This window comes from Flammeovirga sp. MY04, from assembly GCF_001682195.2.
Classification (GTDB): domain Bacteria; phylum Bacteroidota; class Bacteroidia; order Cytophagales; family Flammeovirgaceae; genus Flammeovirga; species Flammeovirga yaeyamensis.
On sequence record NZ_CP003561.2, the window covers coordinates 1,418,040 to 1,443,243 of the forward strand.

Genomic DNA, 25,204 nt, shown 5'->3' on the forward strand with positions numbered 1-25,204 from the left:
GGTTTCTTGGGGTTTAGGGTATATACAGCCCTTATTTAATCTGTTTGATTATTTTACATGCACCTTGTTGGATATCACTTTCCCATTGCTTAATTGCAAGTTGAAAATATAAATACCTTTTGGAAGTGCGTTCACATCAATCTTCACACCATCTCCTTGATGATCAATTGTTTTCACTAACTGACCTAGGCTATTGAAGATGCTTACCGATTCGATGTTTGGTCCTACCACATTTACTTCATGTTGTGCTGGATTAGGGAAGATCTTGATGTTCAATCTATCCAATTCTGCACTTGTAGGTGCATCACTTTCTACCGTAATCATGTCTTCCATAACTTTGGTGTCATCACCTGCTTCGTTGCTTACTTTTAAGCTTACATCGTACTGACCAGCTTCGGTATACGTATGCTTCGGATTTTGATCTTCTGATGTATTGCCATCACCAAAATTCCAGAACCAAGATACAATCTCACCAATAGACAGGTCGGTAAACTGAACGGTTAATTCCCCTTTCCCTGTTGTTGGGTCTGCTTCAAAATCGGCGATAGGTGCTTCTAGTGGTTCTTCGATGACAGTCACAAAGTTTTCTTTGGTTTCTGTAGATTCTCCACCTGCATTTTGTACCGTTAATGTTACCGTATACTCACCCAATGCGGCATAGGTATGTGTTGGATTTTGAACTTCTGATATATTACCATCGCCAAAGTCCCATGCCCATGATGTTGGTGTTCCTGTCGATTCGTCTGTGAAGCGAACCGGATCTCCTAAAATCGCTTCCTCCGTATTCACAGAGAATGCTGCTGTAGGAGCTGGAATCTGATTGACCGTTATCAAATCTTCTTTTACGATTTCGTTGCCTCCGTCTGCATTTTGAGCCATCAGTTTTACAGTATATGTTCCTACTTCTGTATAAATATGTATCGGATTTTGCTCATTAGAAGTCGACTCGTCGCCAAAGTCCCAAGCCCAAGATGTTGGTGTATTGGTTGATTGATCTGTGAATTGAACCGTCAAAGGCACTGTACCTGAAGTAACGTCTGTTGTGAAGTCTGAAACTACAGGATTACCTGCAATTACATACGCTTCTTTCGTTTCTGTCGATTCTCCTGTTACGTTTTTCGTTGTCAATTTCACTGTATATTCTCCAGCCGTTTCATAGGTATGGAAAGGATTCTTTTCTGTTGATGTATTGCCATCTCCAAAATCCCAAGTCCATTCTGTTGGATCATTTTCTGATAAATCTGTGAATCTCACCACCAACGGTAATTCGCCAGTTGTTCTATTTACCTCAAAATCTGATACAGGTGCATAGATCATTTTTTCCAACTGAACAATCATTGTTTTATGATCCTCAGTTGTAATATATTGACCAGTTACTTCTTTAAAATCTGCCAATGACACTTTGTAATCGATCACCGTACCCACGCTAAATCCTTGGAAGACGGTTAAACCTCTCACATCGGAAAGCTGTGTCAGCGACTCGTTTAAAGTTACCGTTGCACCTTGTACAATCTGACCGTCTAAATCTGTTACTTCGACAATGAAATCAGATGTTTTTTCCTTCATGACCACATTTACGGATACGTCATCATTTTCTACGGTAAATGCAGAAGTGATGGTGTTGTAACCGTCTTTCATCACAGTAAATACTTTGTTAGAAACGGCAGAGATCATTAATTCTGCTTCGCCTAACATGTCCGTCATTAAGTTGTCGAAATTCGAAGTTGATATTTCCGCTCCATCAATTGCTTGATCTTCTTCATCTTTTACAGTGAATGTGACCGTTTTCTCCTCTTCAGGAACGTATTCGCTTATTGGTGTCACTTTAAAATCATCGATGTACATCGTACCTGTACCAACTGTGAATTTATTGAAACGAAGTCCAACCCATTCCAAAACAATATCGTCTCCTGCAGGTAAAGTCTGATTTTGTGTAACCGTTACCCACTGATTTTTAGGTAGCTCATCTAAAGCAATTAAATCTGTTTGTGCATTGCTCACATCGTACTTATACACCGTGGCGATATTGTCTAAAGTACAGTTTTCGTCGATCCAAACTTTCATGCTAATCACATAATCCTCTTGGATTACTTTAGGCTGTTGGATAGATGTTTTAGGCGATAAGTTTTTATTACCTGTTGCAATCACTTCGCCGACGACTGCTTTGATACTGTAGTTACCTCCCCAAGATTTTTCGTCTGTGAAAGTATATACTCCAGAAGTATTCGACCACTCGCTTTGTTGTTCTTCAAAACCATAGTTACATGAGTTTAAGAATGCTGATGGGTTAGAAACACATCCTTCTTCTTCTCCTCCATCATCGATATCGTTTGGATCGATAATGCGAATATCGTCGATATAAAGCGTGGCATGATCACCCGTATTATCTGTTTGTACTTGTAGGTTTACTCTCAAGTCTTCACGAATTGTACCTGCTTTGAAAACTGTTTTTAGTGTTACCCACTCGCCTTCTGCAATAGAAGAAATATCGAAGTTAACGGCTGTAGAAATGTTGATCAAACGGATGGTGTTGATCGTACTGCCTTCTTCTTTGTAGACTTTCATCGAGAACTCTAAGTCTTTATCATTTGGCAATGGAGCCGATAATTTCTCCAAATACGTACTTTGGTTTGCACTTAATGGGGCATCGTGAGTGAAACGCATCACACGTTTACCATGAGGTGCACCGTTCATCTCTACAATGGAGAATGCTTGAGCACTGATCCAATCCACACGAGTTTTAGTACCATCTCCATTTAGATCCAATAATGTTGGACCTTCGAAACTATGCAAATGTGAATTGACTAAGTTGATGTCTCCTTCTACATTTGGAACATCTTTGGCCACTTCTGTCTCCTCTCCACCGTTATCCGATTCGAATTTAATAAGTTCGATATCGTCGATAAAGAAGTATTCTTCCGTACCCGATGGGTTCAAATCAGATTCTCTTACACGAATGGTGATCTGACCATTACTTGGATCGCTCTCTTTATTGAAAGTGAAGTTTTTCGATAAGGTCACCCATCCATCCGCTTCTGTAATTCCTGAGATATCAAATTGATGAATGATATACAGACTCTGACTCATGTTGTCTTTTAAGATGATATCGAAAGTGTTGACTCTATTGTTTTCCTTCGCCTTCACTCTTACATTCAATTTATAATCACCTTGGTTCATATAAAGTGATTTTACTGGAGAGTGAGCGGCCAAAGTAACACTTGATGTAATGTTCGAAACATCCGATAAATCTAAACTTCTTTGTCCGGTATGCATCTCCTCTCTGCTATAAGCTGCGCCATTTCCTAAGGTCCAGTTTTTCTCTGTGCCATCGATGAATGCACTGCCTTCGAAGCCGTACAATACAGGGTCTAATCCAGTAAACTGAAGTGGAATTCTTTCTTCAATTTCGATATCATCGAAGTACACTTCGGCAAAAGAGCCGCCGTCTGTATCTCCCGGTTGGATCACCAAAGAGAACGTACCTTCTGATGTTGTCCCTGGTAGCATATCAAAATTAAAAGCTACTTCTACCCATTCTCCTGTTCTTACATTGGAAACATCGAATGGATCCAAACTCTTACTTGGGTTTTTGAAATTCAAACGGAAACGATTCAAACCACTACCCGGCTCCACAAACATTTTTGCTTTGAATGTGTAATATCCATCGGCCAATCTTACCACACCACCTGGAGCGTGTAAAGATGCATTGTCTACAAGTGGAGAGTTGTAAGAGAATTTCAAACTATGATCTCCCGAATACGCTTTTGTGTCTACAATCTCATGATAATCGGCATTCAACGTCCAACGTTTTGCTGTACCGTCTACGATGGCAGGACCTTCGAAACCAAATAATGTTGCATCAAGTGGTAATTCTGATTCTGGAACAGATGGAAGTGGTGGAATTTCCGGACCTTCTGTCATCCACATCAAGAACTTGAAACCAGCGCCATACAATTCGCCTTTTTCTACTACCTGACGTTTCATATTATCTTCCAGCTTTAAAGCGATTTGATAATACTCATCATAATTTGCCGCATCTTTATCCGCCAATTGGTTATCTAATTCTAGAGGATCCTCTACCATATCGATAAGGTAAGGTTCTTCTTTGTTGTTCAATACTAGCTTGTAGCGTTCTGTGGCTACACACATCCACCAGTTTCCGTCTTGTACGATCAATACCGTATCTTCGTCGGTAACCATTTGTTGGTCTCTGGTAAATAATTCCGATTTATCTTGACCATCGATATCATCCATCGAAGGTAAATCTGCCAATGCCAATAAAGTCTGCCCAACATCCGCATTTGTATGAGGAGTAGTAACGATTTTACCTGCATCGATTTTCTTAGGGTAACGGATCAAGAAAGGTAATTTTGCTGATCCATCGTACGGAAGACCTTTGTTGATTCTACTCATCTCGAATAACATATCACCGTGATCGGACGAGTACACAATAATTGTGTTGTCTAGCTGACCTTTCTCTTCCAAGAAGTCTAACATTCTACCAACGTTATCGTCTACTGCAGAAAGCATCCCCCAATATTCTTGCATATAGAATTCATCGAATTCTGCATAACGTTGCGAACCATGCCATACGTCGTTATTGTTTCTATCGTTTGCCCAATGTGGTCTTTTGACAATACCTGCTTCATCTTCCTCTGGTGTTACATACGTCTGTTCGTACGTATAAGGAGCTTGGAAGTCTACATTACGACACCAATCTTGATATTCTGGAGCCGAGTGGTTTGGTGTATGTGGATCTGGAATCGAGATCATCAAACAGAATGGATCGCCATTGTCTACATCTTGTTCCATAATTTCTATGGCTTTGTTGGTGTAGAATTCAGTGGCATAAATCCAGCCATCGCCAGGCTTACCACTTTCTCCCCAGTTGTAAGGAGGGTTACCGTCCTCGTCGTACCAAGTCCAGTGTTCTTTTTCAATTCTCCATTCAATGTTATCGAAACCAAAGTTTCTACCTGCACCCCAAACTTGGGTTTCCGGATCGTCTTTTCCTTCTAAGTGCCACTTCCCAACATAAGCTGTTGAGTAGCCGTTTTCTTTAAAGGCATCGGCAAAAGTTTTTAGTTCACCATGCATAGGTCGGTCGTTACGTGCCGCACCCGTTACAAAAGGATAACGCCCCGTCATTAGCGATGCTCTAGAAGGTGTACATGTTGGAGAGGTTGCATAATGCTTTGTACTTACTGCTCCCTCATCGCCAATTCTATCTAAATTGGGAGTTGGAACATTTTCTGTAGCCGCCCATGGGTTGTAATAATCTTCGTTGGATATATTTCCACTTCCCATGTCTAATTCTCTATACTTCCCGATAGTTTTAAAACTATGTTCGTCGGTATGAATAATTAGTACGTTTGGCTTTTCTTGTGCTACTACAAAATGTGAAAAAATAAGGGCAATAGTCCCTAGAAAAAGTCTAAAACTTTTCATCATATTGTTTTAGTTATGTAATAATTAAATAATTTTTGATTCTTGAGAGATCGGTCTGCTTAATAGTCTCTGTAATAGTCATGTATCATCAAGAACCTACAGATAGGTATTCCCTGTTAATTCATTGTTTCATTTCATTTCTTTTTATAATGTGAAAATTACGCTTTTAATGATCCAAAGGTATTTTGATTCTCCCCGAAGCAGGTTGTTATTAGTGAAAATGATGTTTTTATTAGTCAATACTTATTCCGCATCAAAAGAAACATTTGATAAACATTTCTACTTCAACAAAACCCCTTAACTACCTCATTAAGTACCACTTACCCTCTACATAAGATAGAAATCAAAATTGAACTGACCGACACTTTCTTTTTATTTACTTAGAAAAACACCCCTATTTTAATTATTGTAGTTCTTCGCTTTTGATAATCATAAATATCAATTGAAATGAATAGAATAAAGCAATTATTACTTATTGGTGGGGTGACTTTATCGTCGATGACGTTGCATGCCCAAAACCCTTTTACCGATCCTAATAATAAAGAAGGATGGGTCTTGAATGAATCTGTGAGTGATGAGTTTAAAGGCAACGCACTCGACAAAGACAAGTGGATTGTTCAGGGTGAAAATGACAATTACGAGAACAACTTTAAAGGAAGAGCCCCTTCTCAGTTTGTGCCGCATGCGGTGAGCGTAGAAAATAACGAATTGGTGATTACGACTCGCTGGGAACCTGGCTTTAACTTCCTTAAAGGGAAACATAAAGGATATAAATTTGAGAACATCACGACAGGTGCGATCATCTCGAAAAGTAAGTTCAAAGAAGGCTATATGGAGATCAGGTGTAAAGCTGCTGATGGTCCGTTATCAAGTGCTTTTTGGTTTACTGGAAAAGGTGGTGAGTTAGATGTTTTTGAGATCTTTGGGAAGTACCCAAAAGACAAGCATCATGAGAAAGTTTATCATACTTCATTCCACGATTGGAGCAGAAATCCGAAAGATCCCTTATTTGGTAAAACAAGCTGGGACAATAAAGTACAATTGCCTTTCCGTTTATCGGAGGATTACCATGTATATGGTTGCGAATGGAACGAAGACTTTATGAAAATCTTTATCGACGGTCATTTAGTCCGCTACATTACTAAAGAAGAATTGGGTGATAAGTGGGTGATGAACAATGAACAAAAAGTATGGGTAGACAATGAGGTGTTCCCTTGGAAAGTGAACCCTAAGAAAGAAGATATCCCTGCTGGCGGTTTAAAATTCAATATCGATTATGTTCGAATTTGGCAAAAGAAAGGTGATGTAGTCACTAAGGCATACAAACAACCTGAAAACCTTTTATCAAATGCTAGTTTCGAAGAAGGTATTGGCGATTGGGAAACAACAGGAAAAGTGAAGTTGATGACGAAGAAAGGGAGCTTTGATGGACAAAATCACATCAAATTATCTCCAAACAGCGAAGCGACAATTTCTAAGACTATAAAATTGAAACCGAATACGACCTACATTCTATCAGCCTATGCTCGTCTTCCAAATTCTGATGGAAAAACGATCTATGAGAACGGTTGGTTGGGTGTAAAGAATTACGGTGCAGGTCAGCAACCAATAATCAAGTACTTTAAGAACGATTGGTACAGACAGTCGATCTTGTTTACAACAGGAAGCAATGCCAATAAAACATTGGTGTACTTCACGAATAAGTGGAAAAAACATGAGGTACGTGTGGATCATTTTGAGTTGATCGAAAGTCCATCGTTAAAGGATAGTAGTATATAGCAATAGATAATTTTTCTGAGTGAGGGGTTTAAGAATCCCTCATTTTTTTTGTCCATAGCACGGTGAGGGATTGAAATGTATATTTTCTTATCTTTACGAAAAGAATAAAATTGCATGAGAAAATTTCCGATTGGTATATCAGATTTTAAAAGAGTAATACAAGATAATTACTATTTCGTCGATAAATCTTTATTTATTGAAGATATTATTGAGGGTAGTGCTTCGTCTATACTCATTCCACGTCCAAGACGATTTGGCAAGACATTAAATATGTCTATGCTTCATGCATTCTTTGATATTAAAAAGGCTGAAGAAAATAAATCGCTTTTTGATCAGCTAAAAATAAGACAAACGGAAGCTTGGGAACATCAGGGGAAATATCCTGTGATTTATCTTTCATTAAAAGATATCAAAGAGAATACATTTGAGGCAGCAATTAATAAAATTTCGAATGTTTTAAGGGAGTTTATCAAAATGTACAAAGATATTATAAACTCCTCACACCTTGATAATGATGACTTAACATTTCTGGAACAATTAAAACAAGATGATTTAAATGCTACTCATTTATCCGACTTTTTAGCTAAATTTTCTAGGATTCTTCACAGTGTATACAATCAAAAAGTAGTCATCTTAATCGACGAATACGATTCTTGTATTATCAAATCATGGGAAGCTGGTTATTATCAAGACATGATCTCTTTTATGAGAGGTTTCCTTTCTGGAGGTTTTAAAGATAACGACTACCTTTATAAAGGTGTAATTACTGGTATTCTAAGAGTGGCTAAAGAAAGTATCTTTTCTGGATTGAATAATCTTGTGGTCAGTACTGTTTTGGAAAACCAAAGTGCAGATAAATTTGGTCTAACCGAGGGTGAAGTTAAAAAACTTCTGCAAGAGGTAAATATCAGCACCGCATTTGATGAGATAAAAAAATGGTATAACGGTTATAAAATTGGACAACATACGGGAATGTATAACCCTTGGTCGATTTTAAACTTTGCAGATAAACATGACGAGGGTTTTAAACCCTATTGGGTAAATACTTCAGCCAACGAATTGATTGAAGTACTTCTCACTAATGCTAATGCTGATCTAGAAAAAAAATTGACAGGTTTTATCGATGGACAAGTGATGGAATGTGAGATTGATGAAACAACCATCTTTCAAGACTTGGACAATGGTAAGGAAGAGACAGTTTTAGGATTACTGCTTTTTAATGGATATTTGACAACTTCATACTCAAAAAATGATGGAAGAAAAACTTATTACGGTTTAAAAATTCCAAATGAGGAGGTGATGATAGTGTATGAAAAGATGCTCGAACGATTGCTGTCTAAATCTACTGAGGTTAGTGAAAGTACTATTCTAACTGCCTTATTAGAACAAGATGCTAAAGAATTCGAATATGCATTAACCGAATATATGCTTACTTCTTTTAGCTTCCATGATGTACAACATAGAGGCTCTCTACCTGAGAAAGTCTACCACGCTTTTATTTTAGGTTTAATGGCACACTTGTCTACTAGATTTATAGTTAAGTCGAACCCTGAAACCGGACTTGGTAGAGCCGATTTAATGATCTATCCAAAAGATAACAACGACCCAAGAGGTTGGGTTTTAGAATTTAAAAAGCTGAAGAGAAGTTCTCCTCCTTTAAATGAATTGGCTCAAGAAGCTATGCAACAAATTCATTCTTCAAAGTACATCACTACACTAAAGGAAAACAACAAAACAGATCTTATGTTGGTAGGTGTTGCTTTTGATGGAAAAGAAGTAAGTTGTGTTACTGAGTTGGTTTCTTAATTCCTATTTGATATTAATCAGAAATAAAAAAAATCCCACAAGACTTATCATCTTGTGGGATTTTTTTATTTACTAATTCACTTGCTTAGTATCTATCTTACCCCCAATAATACAACTAAAACGATACTCACCAGATTTCATCAAAAACTGTTTTTGTATGTGAGTTAACGTTCCACCAAGGGCGGCTTGTCTTAAACCGATATTTAAAGTATAAAAATCATCCTCAATCAGTTTGTACTGATGCGATGCCTTTCTAATTTTTGAAGCCGAATAAGGCCAAATAGAAAACTCTAGTGTTGGTTCACCTTGTACAAATAATTCGGATGAACTGTTATTCGAAAATTTCACCCAATCTGTATTTGTTCTATTTCCATTTTCTTGAGGCTTCACATAGGCATAATACAAATCGTCTGTTTTAAGTTGATACAAACGCTTTTGACCACTTCTGTTTCTATCGATATAATTTCCATAAGGACCATTTCCATAAAAGGCCGTCTGATTGAAGCTTTTATTGATACCCATAGTCAAACCAAAATTAATAAGATCGGGTAAGTCGTTCTCAGCATTCAGATGCATATCAATTTTCACCCCTTCGTTTGATATGATATAGGTGAGCTGAAGGTCCACTTTATCTTCCATTTTATGATGCACATTGACCTCCACTTCGCCTCCTTTCAATGGGTTTGAAGTGATGTTTGTGAACCATTTCTGATCTATATCTTTCCAGAATTTAGTTGATTGACGCATAGAGTATGCAGATGATCCTCTCATGTCATTATCCGTTAATGGTCGCCAAAAGTTCACCTTAACAGGTTGCTTTAAAAATTCTTCATTTTTGATTTGATAAGATGTCAATTCTCCAGTTTTCTTAGAGAAAACAACATGCGTATTTTCACTCTTAACGATTAGCTGATCCTCTTTTTCTTCAACTTTAAATTGACCTTTTGAAGCTCTTTTGTTCTTTACAACAATTGATTGATGTTGGCTTTGATAGACAAGTTGAGTGCTCCCTACTTCACTCCCGGCCTTACACCATAATCTATCTTTTTTCTCTAATAATTTGATGTTGATTAGATACTCTGTATCGGATTTGATGAGTTTCTTTTTGATGGGAAGTGTGTAGGTCGATTCCTCCCCTGCCATTACATCAATTTTATCTAATTCAGTAGTCTGTATCGCTACTCCATTTTCTAAAAGCTCTACTACGAATTGATAGTCACTAAATGAAGAATCATGGAATCTATTTTTAATTTTCACCACTCCATTTTCTTTATCCTCCCATTGGATTTCGAATGGTTGAAAAACATGTTTCATTTCGTAAGCATGAGGATGAGGCGTAAGATCTGATGCGAAAACACCATTCATACAGAAATTTTGATTGTTAGGAACATCACCAAAGTCCCCTCCATAGGCATAATAGGATTCTCCTTTATCATTTTTAGTGACTAACCCTTGGTCTCTAAAATCCCAGATAAATCCTCCTATGGTATTGGGTGTTTTTCTGATGTAATCCCAATACTCTCCAAGACCGCCCATAGAGTTGCCCATGGCATGCATATATTCACACATTACAATTGGTCTTTTAATATATTCGCTTTTCGACATGTTCACTACTTGCGACAAATTAGGGTACATTCTACTCACCACATCTACGTATGGAGGGTCGGTTGGATTCGCCATTGCTGGAGATTGCCCAATATCAAAGCCCTCTTGATATTGTGGATGTGTCGGGTCCCCTTGTGCACCTTCGTAGTGGATAAATCTTGAAGAATCAAAATCTTTAATCCAGGCGGCCGCTGCTGCGAAAGCAGGACCAGTTCCCGCCTCATTACCAAGCGACCAAGAGATAATACTTGGATTGTTCTTATCTCTTTCCACCATACGGTAGACTCTACTCATTAATGGCGCAATCCAAGACGTTTTATTTGGAATATATCCTCCTAAATGATGTGTTTCTATGTTGGCTTCAGACATGACATACAAACCATATTTATTACACAGTTCCAAGAAATAAGGATCGTTCGGATAGTGAGACGTTCTCACTGCATTGATGTTGAAACGTTTCATTATTTTCACTTCTTCTTCCATGTCCTCTCTTGTAACCGCTTTTCCTCTTACAGGGTGATGATCATGTCGGTTAACACCTAATATTTTTGTAGGAATATTATTAATTAATAGTGCTTGATTGTTATCGAAGGCTACTTTTATAAAACCTACTTTTTCGCTTCTTGCCTCTAATAATTCACCTTTCTTATCGTAAAGGGAAATGACTAAAGTATAAAGATTCGGATGTTCTGCAGACCATAACTTTGGATTCGTTAAAGTCGCTTTTAAACCAGGTATAACTGGAAGATCTCTTTGAGGCCAACGAACATTCACTACATCATCCGCAGAAACATCAGATAGTGTTTCGACTAACTCTTTTCCGTTATCATCAAATAATTTACCTTTTATGGTGTAATCCTCCAATTGAATATGTTCCGATGCTTTCCACATTTCGGGTTCAACTTTTAGCGTAGCCTCCGTTAAATCATCATTTAAAATGGTCCTCACTCTAAAATCTGTTATTGATATTTTAGGTTGGGCCATGATCATTACTTCCCTATGAATACCCGCTAATCGCCACATATCTTGATCTTCGAGATAACTGCCATCGCTGTATTTAAATACTTGAACAGCCACTCTATTTTTACCTTTCACAAGATATTTTGTGATATCAAATTCTGCGGCCAATCTACTTCCCTGACTGTAACCTACCTCTTCTCCATTAATCCATACATAAAAAGCTGAAGTTACTCCTCCAAAATGTAAAATAATATCATCCTCTTCCCAATCTGCTGGAACTTCAAAATCTCTGAAATAGGATCCAACAGGATTATCTCTATAAATAAAAGGAGGCATTGGAGGTCTTGGACCTCTCCAATCGTAATTGGGTAATTTACCTTCCAAAATATGAGGGGTAAAAGGATACACTATATTCGTATAAATAGGTTGTCCATATCCCTTTAGTTCCCAATTAGAAGGCACTTCAATATCTTTAAAATTACTGCTTTTAAAATCTTTTTTATAAAATTCTAAAGGTCGTTTTTTATCATCATCCACATACTTAAATTTCCAGGTGCCGTTTAACATTTTCAATTTACTCTTGCTTCTATCCAAGGTTTTGGCATCCTCCTCTGAAGTGTAAGAGTAAGAAGGTACTCGTGCATCTAATTTATTCCTTTCATATACCTCTTCGTTTTCCCAAATATTTTGAGAAAAAGTTGGTATTGAAAGCGTCAAGAAGATAATGGTTTGAATAAATTTTTTCATTTCATCTATCAGGTTAGCATTGTTTATTTAAAATGATGTTACTTCTAATAGTAACCGCTTAATCAAACATAATGAATAGTGAATCCTCTTCTTTATTTACTCGGACTATTATGAGCAATGTTCAGATATAACCCCGTATTCTAAGATAATTTCAACCTCTTGTCTATATTTTGTTCAGTTGGTATTTTGTGTAAATCTTAAACTTTGAGCTGTATGATTTAGAAAGGATGATGTTTACTTTGATTGTTGAGGGTAGAGAATATTCTTCTTAGTTTGACATACAGATCTTATGTTGGTAGGTGATTTTAATGGAAAGGAAGTGATTTGGTTTCTTAATTTGTATTTGATATTTAATAGAGATAAAAAAATCCCACAAGATGTATGGTCTTGTGGGATTTTGTGGTTATAAATTTATAAACTTATAGTATGTGAGAGTCCTGAGTGACGATATCGTTTAACACTCAGAACAGTTGGGGACAATTAATTGCATTTACTAAAAATTCCTTTAATAGAATTTAATTTTGTTGATACCTCTGCAACACCATCTAATTCACTAGAGATACAAACGTTATTGACACTAGACCAATTCTGATAACTTGATGCATTTTCATCAGTATCAAAATACAAAACATAAATAGTATTATCTCCAGTAACTTTAAGGTTATCAATAATTAAGTTTTGATTATTATCAATAAATCTCTTTATAATAATATTCTCAACATTTTTAAAGGTAATATTTTTAATATTAACTAAATTATCATCAAAAGAATTATCAATATATACACCTTCTGTCATATTTTCAAAATCACAATTTTCGATTGAAATATTATAATTTTTACCTAAATAGGTATGATGATTTCTAATCCCACGACCATTAATGTTAGAAAATGAGCAATTAATTATTTTATATTCACCATCACCTAAAAACAATGCTGAATATGGATTTTCAATATCAGATAAATCAAAATTAAATCCATCAAAAACTCTATAATTGTTTAGATAATTGGTATTAGTTATCTTTAATTGAATTCTAAATAATAATTTGGTAATATTTAAATCAAAGTTTCTTTCTTCATATTTTTCAAAATCATTATTGTTATATCCGCCATAGAAATTTAAAAAGGCAGAATTTGATACCACAATATTTTCATCTTCTGCATATTCACCTTTTCTAACCAAAACATTAATCGTATTATCTTTTCCTTCAATTGCAGCCTCAGTAGTCTCCACAGCTGTTTTGATACTCGTAAACGCATTCTCCCAACTACTACCATCTCCAGTACCAGTCGCAGCAACATCAACAAATACACCACCATGTAAATCGTCTAACGTTTTCACTTCTTTCGCTACTTCCTCTACTTCTTCTGAAACAATTTTCACAGCTGCTTTAATATCATAAGCAACACCAATATCCAAACCGTGTCCTACTGCTACTAAAGTCGTTTCGTCTTTCATTTCTGCATCCATCCAAGTATATGCATCGTCAGCATCAGTTGCTTTTTTGTAGTAGAAACCAAGTGCAAGATCGTCGTTAGGTTCGATATCAGAAGTGAATGTTCCTTCCATGTATAAACCACCTTGATTATTACTTACATCTTTAGTGCTAACGGAAAACGTATGCGTTTTAAAATCATATTCTTCTTCAGAAAGTGCTTCATCACCGTACTTCACTGTTACTTTCGAAGAGTAGTTCGTTGCCATGTCTAAGCCAGGAACCACAATTTCTAATTCTTCTACATCTGAGTCGTATTCATTGGTTACTGTTTTTACGACAGTCTCTCCTGAAAGCACTTCTGTAACAATGTCAATTTTAGTATTTTCTAAAACTCCTTCTAAAGCCCCGTTTATTCTGAATGAAGTAAATCCTCCATCAGCAGCGAAATTTGTTTTCACTTCCTGAGTACTTACTTTCTTTTTTCCTGTAGTAACTACGTCTTCTCCACGAATCACAGAAAAATCGTATTGGTATTCTTTTCCAGAAGTTAATTGATCAACTTCTAAAGTATACTCTTGATTTTGTAAATCAGTAAATGTCTTTTCTGAAACCACTTCTTCACCATCGTATAAAACGAATTTCGCAGAAGCCTCTAATGAATCTTCATAATTGGCAATACTACCTATTAACTCCAAAGAGGTATAACCAATCGTTGGATCTGAAGCAGATACTGTTACGCCGTCCATCCCATTTACAGGATCATCACCACCGTTAATTTCTTCTTCTGACTTATCGCATGATGTTGTCAGTAATAACAAGTAACCTAGTATGGCAACTAGCGTAGTTAGTTTGTTTTTCATGTTAAAAATATTTCAGTTTTAGCGAATCGATAAAAATAACCGCTGTGTAAAAAATTTATTAGTCGTATTACGAAAAACTGTCTAATTTTTCGCAGTTCGAATGTAGTACTTTATCAATTTTTCTAAAACGATATTATCGGAGGATAATGAATATTATTTGTTGTACACAATTGATTCTGTGTATAGTTATATTTTTTTAGTGGTGGAGCGGTTTATGACACCATTTTTCAGGCGATGGGTTGCACCCATCGTTGTGGACGTCCTATTAAAAAACTTCTATTCTAATTTTATCTTTTACTACGCCTCAATTATCCATCTCTACCCTCCTATTTATAATCAGTTTAAATATTTCTCTGAGAATGTTATCATTACATAAAATTGTAATGAAACTCAGGACATTACTATTCAAATTTTATAAATTGTCATTGCATCTAATTCTACACTCTAAACATGTTACACGAGCTTCAATATATTGTCCAGCAATCTTACAAATGGAATACTCAAAATATAAAAACGGTCTTGGTCACAGTCGTGGCATTGGACGGTTCTTCCTATCGTAAGCCTGGTGTACGTATGTTAATCTCCGAGGAAGGCGATTTTGTTGGGGCTGTTAGTGGAGGGTGTGTAGAGAATGAAATTAGAAGACAATCTGCCGATGTTTTCCAAAGTGGACTTTCCAAAGTGATTCGCTATAATGGAAAACTACGTTTGGGTTGCGAAGGTGTTCTCAGTATTCTTATCGAACCACTTCACATTGATGAAAACAGTTACCAACGTTTTCAAAAGACCATTGAAAGTAGAAAAATCATAGAATGTTACTCTTTATATTCTGAAAACGTTTTAGAGATGAGGTATTCCCAAACACGTTTTATCTGTGACGGTGCTCCTCTATTCTCCTATGACATATCAATGGATAGTCCTCATTTGCAAAGCTTTCATCAAACATTACTTCCTATTTATCAACTCTATATTTTCGGTGTAGATCACGATGCCTTACCCTTAGCACAATTTGCTTTGGGGAATGGATGGAAAGTAAATGTGGTGGATAGTATTCATGGAAAAGGAGAAGCGAGTTTATTTCCTGAGGAGGTCAATTATATCAAAATAAACGAAGATGAGGTAAGTCAATTGTCTTTTGATCATCAGACGGGTGTGGTTTTAATGACTCATAATTTGATTAAAGATCTACATTACCTCACCCAACTTCAACACCAAGAAATTGGCTATATAGGCATCTTAGGGGCCAAGAAAAGAAAGAAAAAACTATTACAACATTTGGAGGAATTCTCACCAGATGTATCAAATAAATTTCTTGAAAGTATACACTCTCCATGTGGATTAGATATTGGAGCGGAAACGCCTCAAGAAATAGCCATTTCTATTATGGCTGAAATCATTCAAATTCAAAAAAATAAGAAATCAGATAGTACTCTTGATCAAGATTATCACATCACAATAAATCATGGAATTTAGTCTAAAAGTCAATAAGAAAAACTACACGGTAGATGTCGAAGCAGGCACACCTTTATTATGGGTGCTCCGCGACGAACTTCAATTAATGGGTACAAAATATGGCTGTGGCGTCGGACAATGCGGTGCGTGTACTGTTCATTTGGACGGAGAAGCACAAAAAAGTTGTCAGACTATGGTCGAATTGGCCGAAGGTGTAGAAATAACTACCATAGAAGGACTCTCAGAAAAAGGAGATCATCCTGTACAAGAAGCATGGAAGGACATCGATGTTCCGCAATGTGGGTATTGCCAAGGTGGTCAGATGATGAAAGCTTCTGCATTTTTAGCTAAAAATCCATCACCCAATAAAGACGAAATCCGAATGGCTATGCAAACTAATATTTGCAGATGTGCCTCTTATAATCGTATTGAAAAAGCCGTGGCAGTTGCTGCAGAAAAACTAACAAAATAGACATGGGAAACTCAATTAACAGAAGAAATTTTTTACGTCTATCGTTGTTAGGAAGCGGTGGACTTTTGGTAGGCTTACAGTTTGCAGGATGTGAAAGTAAAGGATCAGAAATGCCTGTAAACATAGATGAGTTGGACTTTACAGCGTTTAATGCCTATATCGAAATGGCCAAGACGGGACATGTGATTATCTATTCTCCCAACCCAGAAATTGGTCAGGGTATTAAGACCGCTATGCCAATGATTGTTGCTGAAGAATTGGATGTGCCTTGGAAAATGGTTACGGTAAAACAGGCACCTTTAAGCAACGATTTCAATCGTCAAGTGGCTGGTGGATCTCAATCCATTCGTCAAAATTTCCCAACATTAAGAAATGCCGGTGCCACTGTCAAATTGATGTTGATGACAGCTGCTGCTCAGCAATGGAAAGTGGATGTGTCAGAATGTACAGCAGAAGATGCGATCATCAAAAATGCCAAAGGCGATCAATTAAAATATGCTGATGTGTTAGAAGCGGCAGCAAAATTAGAGATTCCTGAAGAGGCTCCTTTAAAGGAGTCAAAAGATTTCAAATTGATCGGTCAGCCTATCTTAAATGTGGATATCGATGACATCATTACCGGCAAACCTATTTTCGGTATTGACTATAAAGAAGAAGGAATGAAATACGCCAGCGTCATCATCCCTCCTTTCGGTGCAGAATTGGATAGCTTTGATGCTACCGAAGCACTTAAAATGAATGGTATTGAACAAGTCATATCATTTGATAATAAAGTAGGTATAATTGGAAAGAACACATGGAGTGTTTTTAAAGCCAAAGATACTGTTAAAGTAAAATGGAAGAACATTAAATCGGATCAAGATACCAAAATCATTGATCAGAAAATGGATAAGGCATTATTGGGTAAAGGAGAGAAAATAGTTTCTACAGGTCAGTATAGCAAGGCAATTAAATCGGCCGATAAAGTGATCTCTAAAACTTTCTCATCACCTTATCTACCACATGCTACTTTAGAGCCTTTATGTTTCTTTGCTGATGTAAAAGAAAACAGTGCTCGACTTATTGGCCCTACACAGGTCCCTAGAAATAGTGCTAAAACTGTGGCGGAAGATTTGGGTATTCCAGAAGAGAACATCACAGTGGAAATGACACGTATGGGTGGCGGTTTTGGTCGCCGTTTGAGTACAGATTTCACATTAGAATCCGCTCAAATTTCTGCAAAGATTAAAGCTCCCGTAAAATTAGTACACAAGAGAGAGGACGATATGGATTCGGGAATGTTTAGACCTAAAGTAAAATATAAACTTACTGCCGGGATGAAGAATAACAAGTTAGATTCTCTTGAGATTAAAGAAGCCATTACTCAAAAAAGTGGACTAAGACCATGGAATGCTAACTTTTTCCCTGGCGGAACGGTCGATCATTATCATACCACTTCGGAGCATATTGAAACCGATATCAGTACACTTTGGTGGAGAGCACCCATCACCAATTTCCTTGGTTTCTCTACGGGTAGCTTTTTAGATGATGTGGCCGAGAGTTTAAACAAAGACTGTATTGAGTTTCATCAGGAAATATTGGATGCTGCCACAGGTAAAAAATTACCTTATGCACCAAAACGCATGAAAGCAGTCATTGATTTGGTCAAAGAAAAATCCAATTGGGGTAAAACAGATGCTATTCAAGGTTTTGCTTGTTACTTCAGCCACAACACTTATGTGGCCGAGGTCTGTGAAATAGAAATGAAAGATGGAAAAGCCATACCTACGAAAGTAGTTGCGGCGGTAGATTGTGGTATTGTCATCAATATATCTGGTGCTAAAGCACAAGTAGAAGGTAGTATTTTAGATGCGTTGGGACATTCAAGAAACTCAGAGATATCAATTATTAAAGGTAAAGTGCAAGAACAGAACTTTGATCAATATGCTTTAGGTAGAATGATGCAGACGCCAATTGTGGAAACACATTTTGTAGATACAAATGAAGCTCCAACAGGTTTAGGTGAACCTGCCTACCCTCCTGCGGCTGCGGCATTTGCCAATGCGGTTAAAAAAGCCACTGGAAAACGATGGACAGCCCATCCGTTTTTAGGATAATATCTTAAGTTAAGTCATGTATTTTGTATGGGTGTTGTTATGCAACATCCATACAAACTTTATTCAAAATACTATTTCTTTCCATCTGATTCTTACACTACAATGTTATACAACTCCTAATGTCAATTTATATTTTAAAATTGTATTATTTCATTATCAAAGAATATTAAAATTCTAAGTTTATGTATAACATAAATTATGATATTATGAAATAGTCTCTTCAATTATGGGTTAAAGTTATTTTGCTCTTTAATTTTGCATCTGTATTTTTTTAAACTATTATTTTTTCTAACTATTAAGATAACTAAACGATGAATAAGTATTTACTTATACTCTCTGCCTTATTGGTTTCTATCACGTCATTTGGTCAAAAAATCAAAAACGAAAAAGTTGAATTTCGCTATGTTCAATACCCTTCTGCTCCTTTTCCTAAAGCAGAAAGATTGTACAAAATTGAGACTGAAACTACTTCTGCTGAACGTGCAGAAGAAATGAAGAAGAATTATGAGGAAGCAAAAGCTAAAGTAGACGCAAAATATGAAGCTGACTTAGCTGATTTAAGAAGACGTCAGGCACAATATGACTCTGCTTCTGCAGGTGCTAAAATTGCGACAGCTTTACTTCTTGGAGACACTCGTCCTACTGAAGCTGAGGTAAAAAAAGGTTCTTATCCAGTAAAGCCAATGTATCCTTCTGAGATTGACGGTAGCACACAAGTGAACAATAACATTAAGATCGAAGGTTTAACAAAATCTGAAGATGCAAATGTTACGATCAAATTTTCTTTCAACGGTATGGATTACACAGATTATAAAATCGTAGGTGATTCATTAAAGAAAGTTCAATATACAATGAAAAATCCTGTAAAAATGACTGTTACTACAGCTTCAGGAGAAGTTTTGTATGATGCATTTGTACCAGGTTCTAACGATTTCACTACGATCACATGGGGTGAAAACACAAGTTATTCTAAGTTATCAAAAGCTTGGGGTCCTGAAAGAGAAAAGAACTATCGTAGCAACGAGAAATCTTTACTTTCTAAAAACATGAAAGCGGCAAACAGTATCTTAAACAGCAAATTCGGTTATGTTATAAAAGAGACTGATTTAAAAGTATTCATGGGTGCTTCTAAAAAAGACATCTACCCAGAACACGCTGAAGCATTTAGCCAAGTGTCTATGGGTTACAACATGATGGAAAATGAAGAAGATTTTGCTGATGCTAAAGAATACTTCGATAGTGCTATTGCAACTTGGGAAGAAACTTTAAAAGAAAAAGACCCTAAAAACAAGAAAGCAAAAGTAAACGCAAAAGTAACAGGTGGTATGCACTTTAACTTAGCGGCAGCTTATTTGTTTACTAAAGATTTCAAGAAGGTAAAAATGCATACTACTCAACTTAAAATCTTAGGTGAGGGTAAATTCGAAAGACAATTAAAGCAAATCGATGATTTCATCGATAGCTATAAATCAAGATATGAAGCTTATCAAAAAGCTGTCGCTATGAACGACGAGCAATAAGCTAACTTCTAACTATCTCTTAGAAAGGGTTGTTTCATTTTTTTGAAACAACCCTTTTGTTATAAATAAATTTCATTTTTACATCGTGAGCCCTATTCTATAGTATCATTTCTATTTATTTGATAATTCTCCCAAAAATCATATCGTTCCCCAGTATTCTTTTTGGTATCTCCCAATGATTTTGATTTCTCCATCATTTCTATCCTCATTTTCTCTACAATAGGTTGGTAAGTATCCAAAGCAGCAAGATTATTTACTTCCCAAGGGTCCTCTGAAAGCTTAAATAGTTGAGTGACTCTAGAGCCCGCTCTGAACTCACCTTTATTGTTCGAATAATCTGGCGCCGAAACGTATTCTATCAATTTATAATCACCCACTCTATAGGCTCTCTGATGTTGACGATATGCATGATAGGTATAATCACGAATTTGTGTTTTTTCACCATTAATGACCTTTGCTAAACTTATGCCGGTGGCACTTTTAGGAGTATCAATCCCTGCCAAATCGCAAATTGTTGGAAAAATATCATGGATGTAACACAAAGCATCTAACCTTTTCGGTGCATCAATTTTACCACCAGAAATAATGAATGGCACATGTATTCCGTCTTCGTCATAAATATTTTGTTTCCCCATTAAACCATGGTTCCCTACGGCCAAACCACTATCACCAGCAAGAACAATAATTGTATTTTCATACCTCCCGGTTTCCTTTAGTACTTCGATTACACGACCAATTTGATGATCCAAATGAGTAATAATCGAATAATAGTCAGACAAGTGTTCCTTGGCTATTGTCTCTGTTCTTGGCCATGAAGCAAGTGCTTCATCCCTCACATTCATATGTCCATTATCAAAAGGATGCATACCTAAATAAGATGGGGGTAATTCAATTTTATCAATTGGATAATGTTTCTTGTACTTCTTTGATGACTGTCTTGGGTCGTGAGGGGCGTGATACGCCAAGTACATAAAAAAAGGTTTTTCATTTTGATAATTTTCGATGAAGCTAATGGCTTGATCGGAAAATATTTCAGAAGTATGCGGTCCCTCCTCATCATTTGATATGGGTCCTTTCACCTCTTTTGGATTGTAAGCGGTTCTTATTTGGTGATCATTTTTATCGTATCTTATCAAAAAGCTGTCCTCTGTTTTGTAGTCGCTTTTTTTGTTCCACTCCCAAAGGGGCATTCGATAATGATCAACCAAATAGGCACCTAAACCCATTACTAATCCACCAGAATTAAAGGACCTATTGAGTGATTTTCTATCCTGATGCCATTTTCCCACCATATGCGTATGATAGCCTGCCGCCTGAAAAGATTCCCCGATAGTAGTGTGTTTTTTGGGTAATGTATATCCTTTTCCTTCCAGCTGAAAAAGTGACCTCCCAGACAACAACATTGCCCTACTAGGCATACAAGTGGCTCCAGTAAAAGCACCCATTAAATAAGCTTTAGTAAAAACCACTCCTTCGTCGGCTAATGCATCGATGTTTGGTGTCTTTACTTGCATCCCACCCAAAGCATGTATTCCCGTGTAACGATGATCGTCTGTATAAATCAATACTACATTGGGTCGTTGTGCCTTTAGAGAAAGTGATATCAATAAATAGAGAACAAAAAGAATGTATTTTTTCATGGTTAAATCTGGTTAGCATCAATTAGTTTCATTTCTTCACGGCCATCCTCATTTTCTAAATGGAAGGCAATATTCTCCAACTTTATTTTATCGATATGTCGACCGTAAAGTCCATATACAGGCGATTTTCCTAATAAAGTATATTCTGGATATTGGGTAATGTTTTCTGGAACAACCGTTTGAAAATCACTATTCATTCCTGCCCCCGGCAAAGTGATATTGATGTTAGACAACTCAATAAAACCAATACTATGATCTGGTGTTCCTGTAATCATGATGCCTGAAGGTGGCTGTACTCTTGACTCCTCTAACTTTCTGGCTTTGGCCGTAAGGTTACTAATTTTTATTCCCTTCATACTTCCCACAGGTTGTTGAGGTGCATTTCTATACACCAATCTTCTTTCACCTAATCGTACAAAAAGCGGCATATCAACATTGGTCATCTTGATGCTGTCAATCAGGATATTTTCCACATTCGAACCATCGACACTTAAAAGTTTAATACCACCGCCTTTTGTATCGTACACCTCACAGTTTTTTATGGTGATATTTTTAAAATCTCCCATCGATTCAGTACCAAACTTAATTGCCCCCCAATCGCTTTTTAATCGACAATTATTTACACTAATATTCTCTGTAGGAATAGCACTTGTCGTTTTAAAACACAAGGCATCGTCTTCAGAATCGATATGTGTATTGATAATCTGACCATCTTTGCTACTATCAATATCGATCCCATCGTTATTTCTATTTGCATGGTTATAGATGGAAATATTGTCCACTAAAAAAGACTGACACTGATAAAAGTGCAATGCCCAAGCAGCTGAATTTTTTAATTTCACATCTTGAATGCTCACCTCCTTTGAGCGTACTAATCGAATCAAAAAAGGACGATAAGAAGGCTTCACATTTTTATCGACATATCCTCTCTCCTCAAAATTCTCCTTGGGCATTTGAGGGACCTTTAAATTTATTCCTAATGCCTTTATATTTTTTTGGATGTTTTCCCATGTAAACTCTTTTCCTTGTCCATCGATAGTACCTTTACCTGTAATACGAATATTTTTTACATCAATTGCTCCAATTAAACATTGCCCTCTATACTGACCTGTTGCATCAATAAAGGGATCGATGCTTTCGAAATGATTTGGATTTGGACTGCTTTTCAATTGTGCATCTTCGGCAATATGTAACTCTACATTATCTTTAAGCAAGACTGTTCCTGATAAGAAAGTGCCACCTTGAAGGATCACTTTTCCTCCACCATTTTTTGAACAAGTATCAATTGCTTTTTGTATAGCCGATGTATTCAAAGTAATTCCATCAGGAACACCTCCATAATCCTTTACATCGTAGGATTTTTGGGTAGTACAGCCGAAACTCATCAACCATAAAATGAGTAGAGTAATTTGCGATAGTTTATTCATTTCGATTTCATTTTTTATCTAATCAAAAGTAAAATAAAGTGGGTTGATTTAACGGGGGCTGTATTGTTGAAATTAAGGGTATGAATTTGATCAACTTGTTGAATAACTTTTTTATCAATAGATATTAACCTTATTCCAATCCAACTCAATTCATTGTACATTTGAGTAATCGAAAACCTAATCCGTGAAGAAGAAACATTCAAATATCCCCATTTTCATTCCTGAGTTGGCTTGTCCGCATCAGTGTGTATTTTGTAATCAGAAAAATATTTCTGGTCAGGATAGCATTGTACAACCTCATGAAATTAAAGATATTATTGATGAGTATTTAAGTACGATGAACGATGGTAGAACCATTGAAATCGCTTTCTTCGGAGGTAGCTTTACAGGGATTGACATCAAATTGCAAGAAGAATATTTGAAGATTGCCCATGCTTATATCCTTTCTGGAAAGGTGCACGGTATTCGACTTTCTACTCGTCCCGATTACATTGATCAAAATATCATTCAATTATTAAAAAAATATGGTGTTACAGCTATTGAACTGGGAGCTCAATCGACAGCTAAAATCGTATTACAAAAATCTGGCAGAGGACATTCTTTTGAGGACATCAAAAAAGCTGCTCATTTAATAAAGTCTGCCGGTATAGAATTAGGGTTACAAATGATGATCGGTTTACCAGAAGATACTAAAGAATTAAGTCTTCAAACGGCAAAAGACATTGTGGCTTTGGGCGCTGAAACTACTCGGATTTATCCAACCATCGTTGTAAAAGATACTGTGTTAGAAAAACGTTTTCTTGAAGGTTTATATCAACCACTTTCTTTGGAAACCGCTGTGGACTGGACAAAAGATATCTTATCCTACTTTTCTAAACATGATATTCATGTGCTTCGTGTAGGTTTACATCCATCAGAAGATTTAGTGAAAGGGAAAAACTTGATTTCTGGACCTTTACACCCTGCCTTTAAAGAGTTAGTGATGTCGGATATTTGGCATCAGTTATTTGAAGAATACATTTTACCAAAAGCAAAGGGACAGTACGTAGTAGAGGTGGCGAATCGACAATTGAATTATGCTGTAGGTTTTAAAGGAAAGAATAAGTCCTTCTTAACCGAGAATGGGTTTCAAGTGAAATTTATAGGCAATGAAAATCTAAAAGGGTATGAAAGCAAAATTAGTTTTTGTGGATGATCGTATTCTCCCACGAGTGGAGAAAAAACTATCCGCTTATGCTGAACAAATTATTGGATTTAAAACCCAAGGAATTACCTATAATTCTATTTCTTGTCACCCCGATGTGTTTATACATCAGTTACCTAATAAAAGACTCATTTTAGCATCAAATATTCCGAATGAATATCAAAAAATCTTAGACGAAGAAAAGATAGAATATACATTTGGAGAGGAAGCAATTGGGGAAACCTTGAAAAACAGTACTTATTATAACTGTATCAGCACCCCTCAATATTTGATTCATAAGAAAGGATTCACCTCCTCTTCAATATTAAAACTTCACACCAAAACTTTACTAGAATTACCACAAGCCTACACAAGGTGCACCACTTTAGTCTTAAAAGATGGAGTTGCCATAACATCAGATAAAGGAGTTCAAAAGGCACTTGAAAGATATGATTGGGAATGCTCTTATTTCTCTCCAAAAGATATAAGAATAGAAGACCATGAATATGGTTTTTTTGGAGGATGCTGCGGTGTTTTAAACAACAAAGTGATGGTTTTGGGAAATCCTCTACTCCATGAAGATGGTGAGAAATTGATTTCATTTTGTGGAAATCATGGATTTGAGGTTATAGCATTGATGGAGGATTATATGTATGATGGTGGTGGAGTGTTTTTTATTTAAATCAAATTTTGAATAATATAAAAAAATGGGATGAGGATAGATTTTATTCAAGTGGTTCGTAGGGACGTTGCAGTGCAACGTCCGTACAGAAC

The 25,204-nt window shown here is 36.4% G+C and carries 13 protein-coding genes; 8 read left to right on the plus strand and 5 right to left on the minus strand.

Features of this window, described 5'->3' with window-relative positions; genetic code table 11:
- Positions 1-48 precede the first annotated feature (48 nt).
- A complete protein-coding gene (locus tag MY04_RS25380) occupies positions 49-5,451 on the minus strand; it encodes a PKD domain-containing protein (RefSeq protein ID WP_066215620.1) in 5,403 nt (1,800 codons plus the stop codon).
- Positions 5,452-5,895: 444 nt separating this feature from the next.
- On the opposite strand from MY04_RS25380, the gene MY04_RS25385 reads away from it, so the two are divergent.
- Together MY04_RS25385 and MY04_RS25390 are read left to right on the plus strand one after the other, a co-directional pair.
- Entirely contained in the window at positions 5,896-7,227 is a 1,332-nt protein-coding gene (locus MY04_RS25385; RefSeq protein WP_066215622.1) for a family 16 glycosylhydrolase, read from the plus strand.
- A 114-nt stretch (positions 7,228-7,341) separates the two neighbouring features.
- The gene (locus MY04_RS25390; RefSeq protein ID WP_066215623.1) at positions 7,342-9,033 is read left to right on the plus strand and encodes an AAA family ATPase; all 1,692 of its coding nucleotides are present in this window, start codon (positions 7,342-7,344) and stop codon (positions 9,031-9,033) included.
- Positions 9,034-9,105: 72 nt separating this feature from the next.
- Here the strand turns inward: MY04_RS25390 and MY04_RS25395 are convergent, their stop codons facing one another.
- Together MY04_RS25395 and MY04_RS25400 are read right to left on the minus strand one after the other, a co-directional pair.
- On the minus strand, positions 9,106-12,345 hold the full coding sequence (locus tag MY04_RS25395) for a glycoside hydrolase family 2 TIM barrel-domain containing protein (protein ID WP_066215624.1): 3,240 nt from the start codon (positions 12,343-12,345) through the stop codon (positions 9,106-9,108).
- Positions 12,346-12,825: 480 nt separating this feature from the next.
- Complete coding sequence (locus MY04_RS25400) at positions 12,826-14,640, minus strand: hypothetical protein (RefSeq protein WP_066215625.1); 1,815 nt, start codon at positions 14,638-14,640, stop codon at positions 12,826-12,828.
- Positions 14,641-15,090: 450 nt separating this feature from the next.
- Here MY04_RS25400 and MY04_RS25405 point away from each other — a divergent pair, with 450 nt between their 5' ends.
- From MY04_RS25405 to MY04_RS25420, 4 genes are all read left to right on the plus strand, one after another.
- On the plus strand, positions 15,091-16,113 hold the full coding sequence (locus MY04_RS25405) for an XdhC family protein (protein WP_066215628.1): 1,023 nt from the start codon (positions 15,091-15,093) through the stop codon (positions 16,111-16,113).
- Complete coding sequence (locus tag MY04_RS25410; protein WP_269467719.1) at positions 16,100-16,564, plus strand: (2Fe-2S)-binding protein; 465 nt, start codon at positions 16,100-16,102, stop codon at positions 16,562-16,564. The genes MY04_RS25405 and MY04_RS25410 overlap by 14 nt, the downstream gene beginning before the upstream one ends.
- 2 nt (positions 16,565-16,566) lie before the next feature.
- Complete coding sequence (locus tag MY04_RS25415) at positions 16,567-18,660, plus strand: xanthine dehydrogenase family protein molybdopterin-binding subunit (protein ID WP_066215632.1); 2,094 nt, start codon at positions 16,567-16,569, stop codon at positions 18,658-18,660.
- A gap of 311 nt (positions 18,661-18,971) precedes the next feature.
- Positions 18,972-20,180, plus strand: coding sequence for a hypothetical protein (locus tag MY04_RS25420; RefSeq protein ID WP_066215634.1), 1,209 nt, complete (start codon positions 18,972-18,974; stop codon positions 20,178-20,180).
- A gap of 92 nt (positions 20,181-20,272) precedes the next feature.
- On the opposite strand, the gene MY04_RS25425 is transcribed toward MY04_RS25420, so the two are convergent.
- Entirely contained in the window at positions 20,273-21,820 is a 1,548-nt protein-coding gene (locus tag MY04_RS25425) for a sulfatase-like hydrolase/transferase (RefSeq protein ID WP_066215637.1), read from the minus strand.
- Positions 21,821-21,822: 2 nt separating this feature from the next.
- Positions 21,823-23,247, minus strand: coding sequence for a glycoside hydrolase family 28 protein (locus MY04_RS25430; protein WP_066215639.1), 1,425 nt, complete (start codon positions 23,245-23,247; stop codon positions 21,823-21,825).
- Positions 23,248-23,431: 184 nt separating this feature from the next.
- Here MY04_RS25430 and MY04_RS25435 point away from each other — a divergent pair, with 184 nt between their 5' ends.
- Together MY04_RS25435 and MY04_RS25440 are read left to right on the plus strand one after the other, a co-directional pair.
- Positions 23,432-24,442 carry an elongator complex protein 3 gene (locus tag MY04_RS25435; protein ID WP_066215641.1) on the plus strand — a complete coding sequence of 337 codons (1,011 nt, stop codon included), beginning with the start codon at positions 23,432-23,434 and terminating at the stop codon, positions 24,440-24,442.
- Positions 24,414-25,112, plus strand: coding sequence for a DUF6873 family GME fold protein (locus tag MY04_RS25440; RefSeq protein ID WP_066215643.1), 699 nt, complete (start codon positions 24,414-24,416; stop codon positions 25,110-25,112). The genes MY04_RS25435 and MY04_RS25440 overlap by 29 nt, the downstream gene beginning before the upstream one ends.
- Positions 25,113-25,204: the final 92 nt, after the last annotated feature.

What these genes read in the sequence shown, in the direction of transcription:
- MY04_RS25380 (WP_066215620.1), bottom strand. Translation starts at nt 5,451, where the DNA reads ATGATGAAAAGTTTTAGACTTTTTCTAGGGACTATTGCCCTTATTTTT.
- MY04_RS25385 (WP_066215622.1), top strand. Translation starts at nt 5,896, where the DNA reads ATGAATAGAATAAAGCAATTATTACTTATTGGTGGGGTGACTTTATCG.
- MY04_RS25390 (WP_066215623.1), top strand. Translation starts at nt 7,342, where the DNA reads ATGAGAAAATTTCCGATTGGTATATCAGATTTTAAAAGAGTAATACAA.
- MY04_RS25395 (WP_066215624.1), bottom strand. Translation starts at nt 12,345, where the DNA reads ATGAAAAAATTTATTCAAACCATTATCTTCTTGACGCTTTCAATACCA.
- MY04_RS25400 (WP_066215625.1), bottom strand. Translation starts at nt 14,640, where the DNA reads ATGAAAAACAAACTAACTACGCTAGTTGCCATACTAGGTTACTTGTTA.
- MY04_RS25405 (WP_066215628.1), top strand. Translation starts at nt 15,091, where the DNA reads ATGTTACACGAGCTTCAATATATTGTCCAGCAATCTTACAAATGGAAT.
- MY04_RS25415 (WP_066215632.1), top strand. Translation starts at nt 16,567, where the DNA reads ATGGGAAACTCAATTAACAGAAGAAATTTTTTACGTCTATCGTTGTTA.
- MY04_RS25420 (WP_066215634.1), top strand. Translation starts at nt 18,972, where the DNA reads ATGAATAAGTATTTACTTATACTCTCTGCCTTATTGGTTTCTATCACG.
- MY04_RS25425 (WP_066215637.1), bottom strand. Translation starts at nt 21,820, where the DNA reads ATGAAAAAATACATTCTTTTTGTTCTCTATTTATTGATATCACTTTCT.
- MY04_RS25430 (WP_066215639.1), bottom strand. Translation starts at nt 23,247, where the DNA reads ATGAATAAACTATCGCAAATTACTCTACTCATTTTATGGTTGATGAGT.
- MY04_RS25440 (WP_066215643.1), top strand. Translation starts at nt 24,414, where the DNA reads ATGAAAGCAAAATTAGTTTTTGTGGATGATCGTATTCTCCCACGAGTG.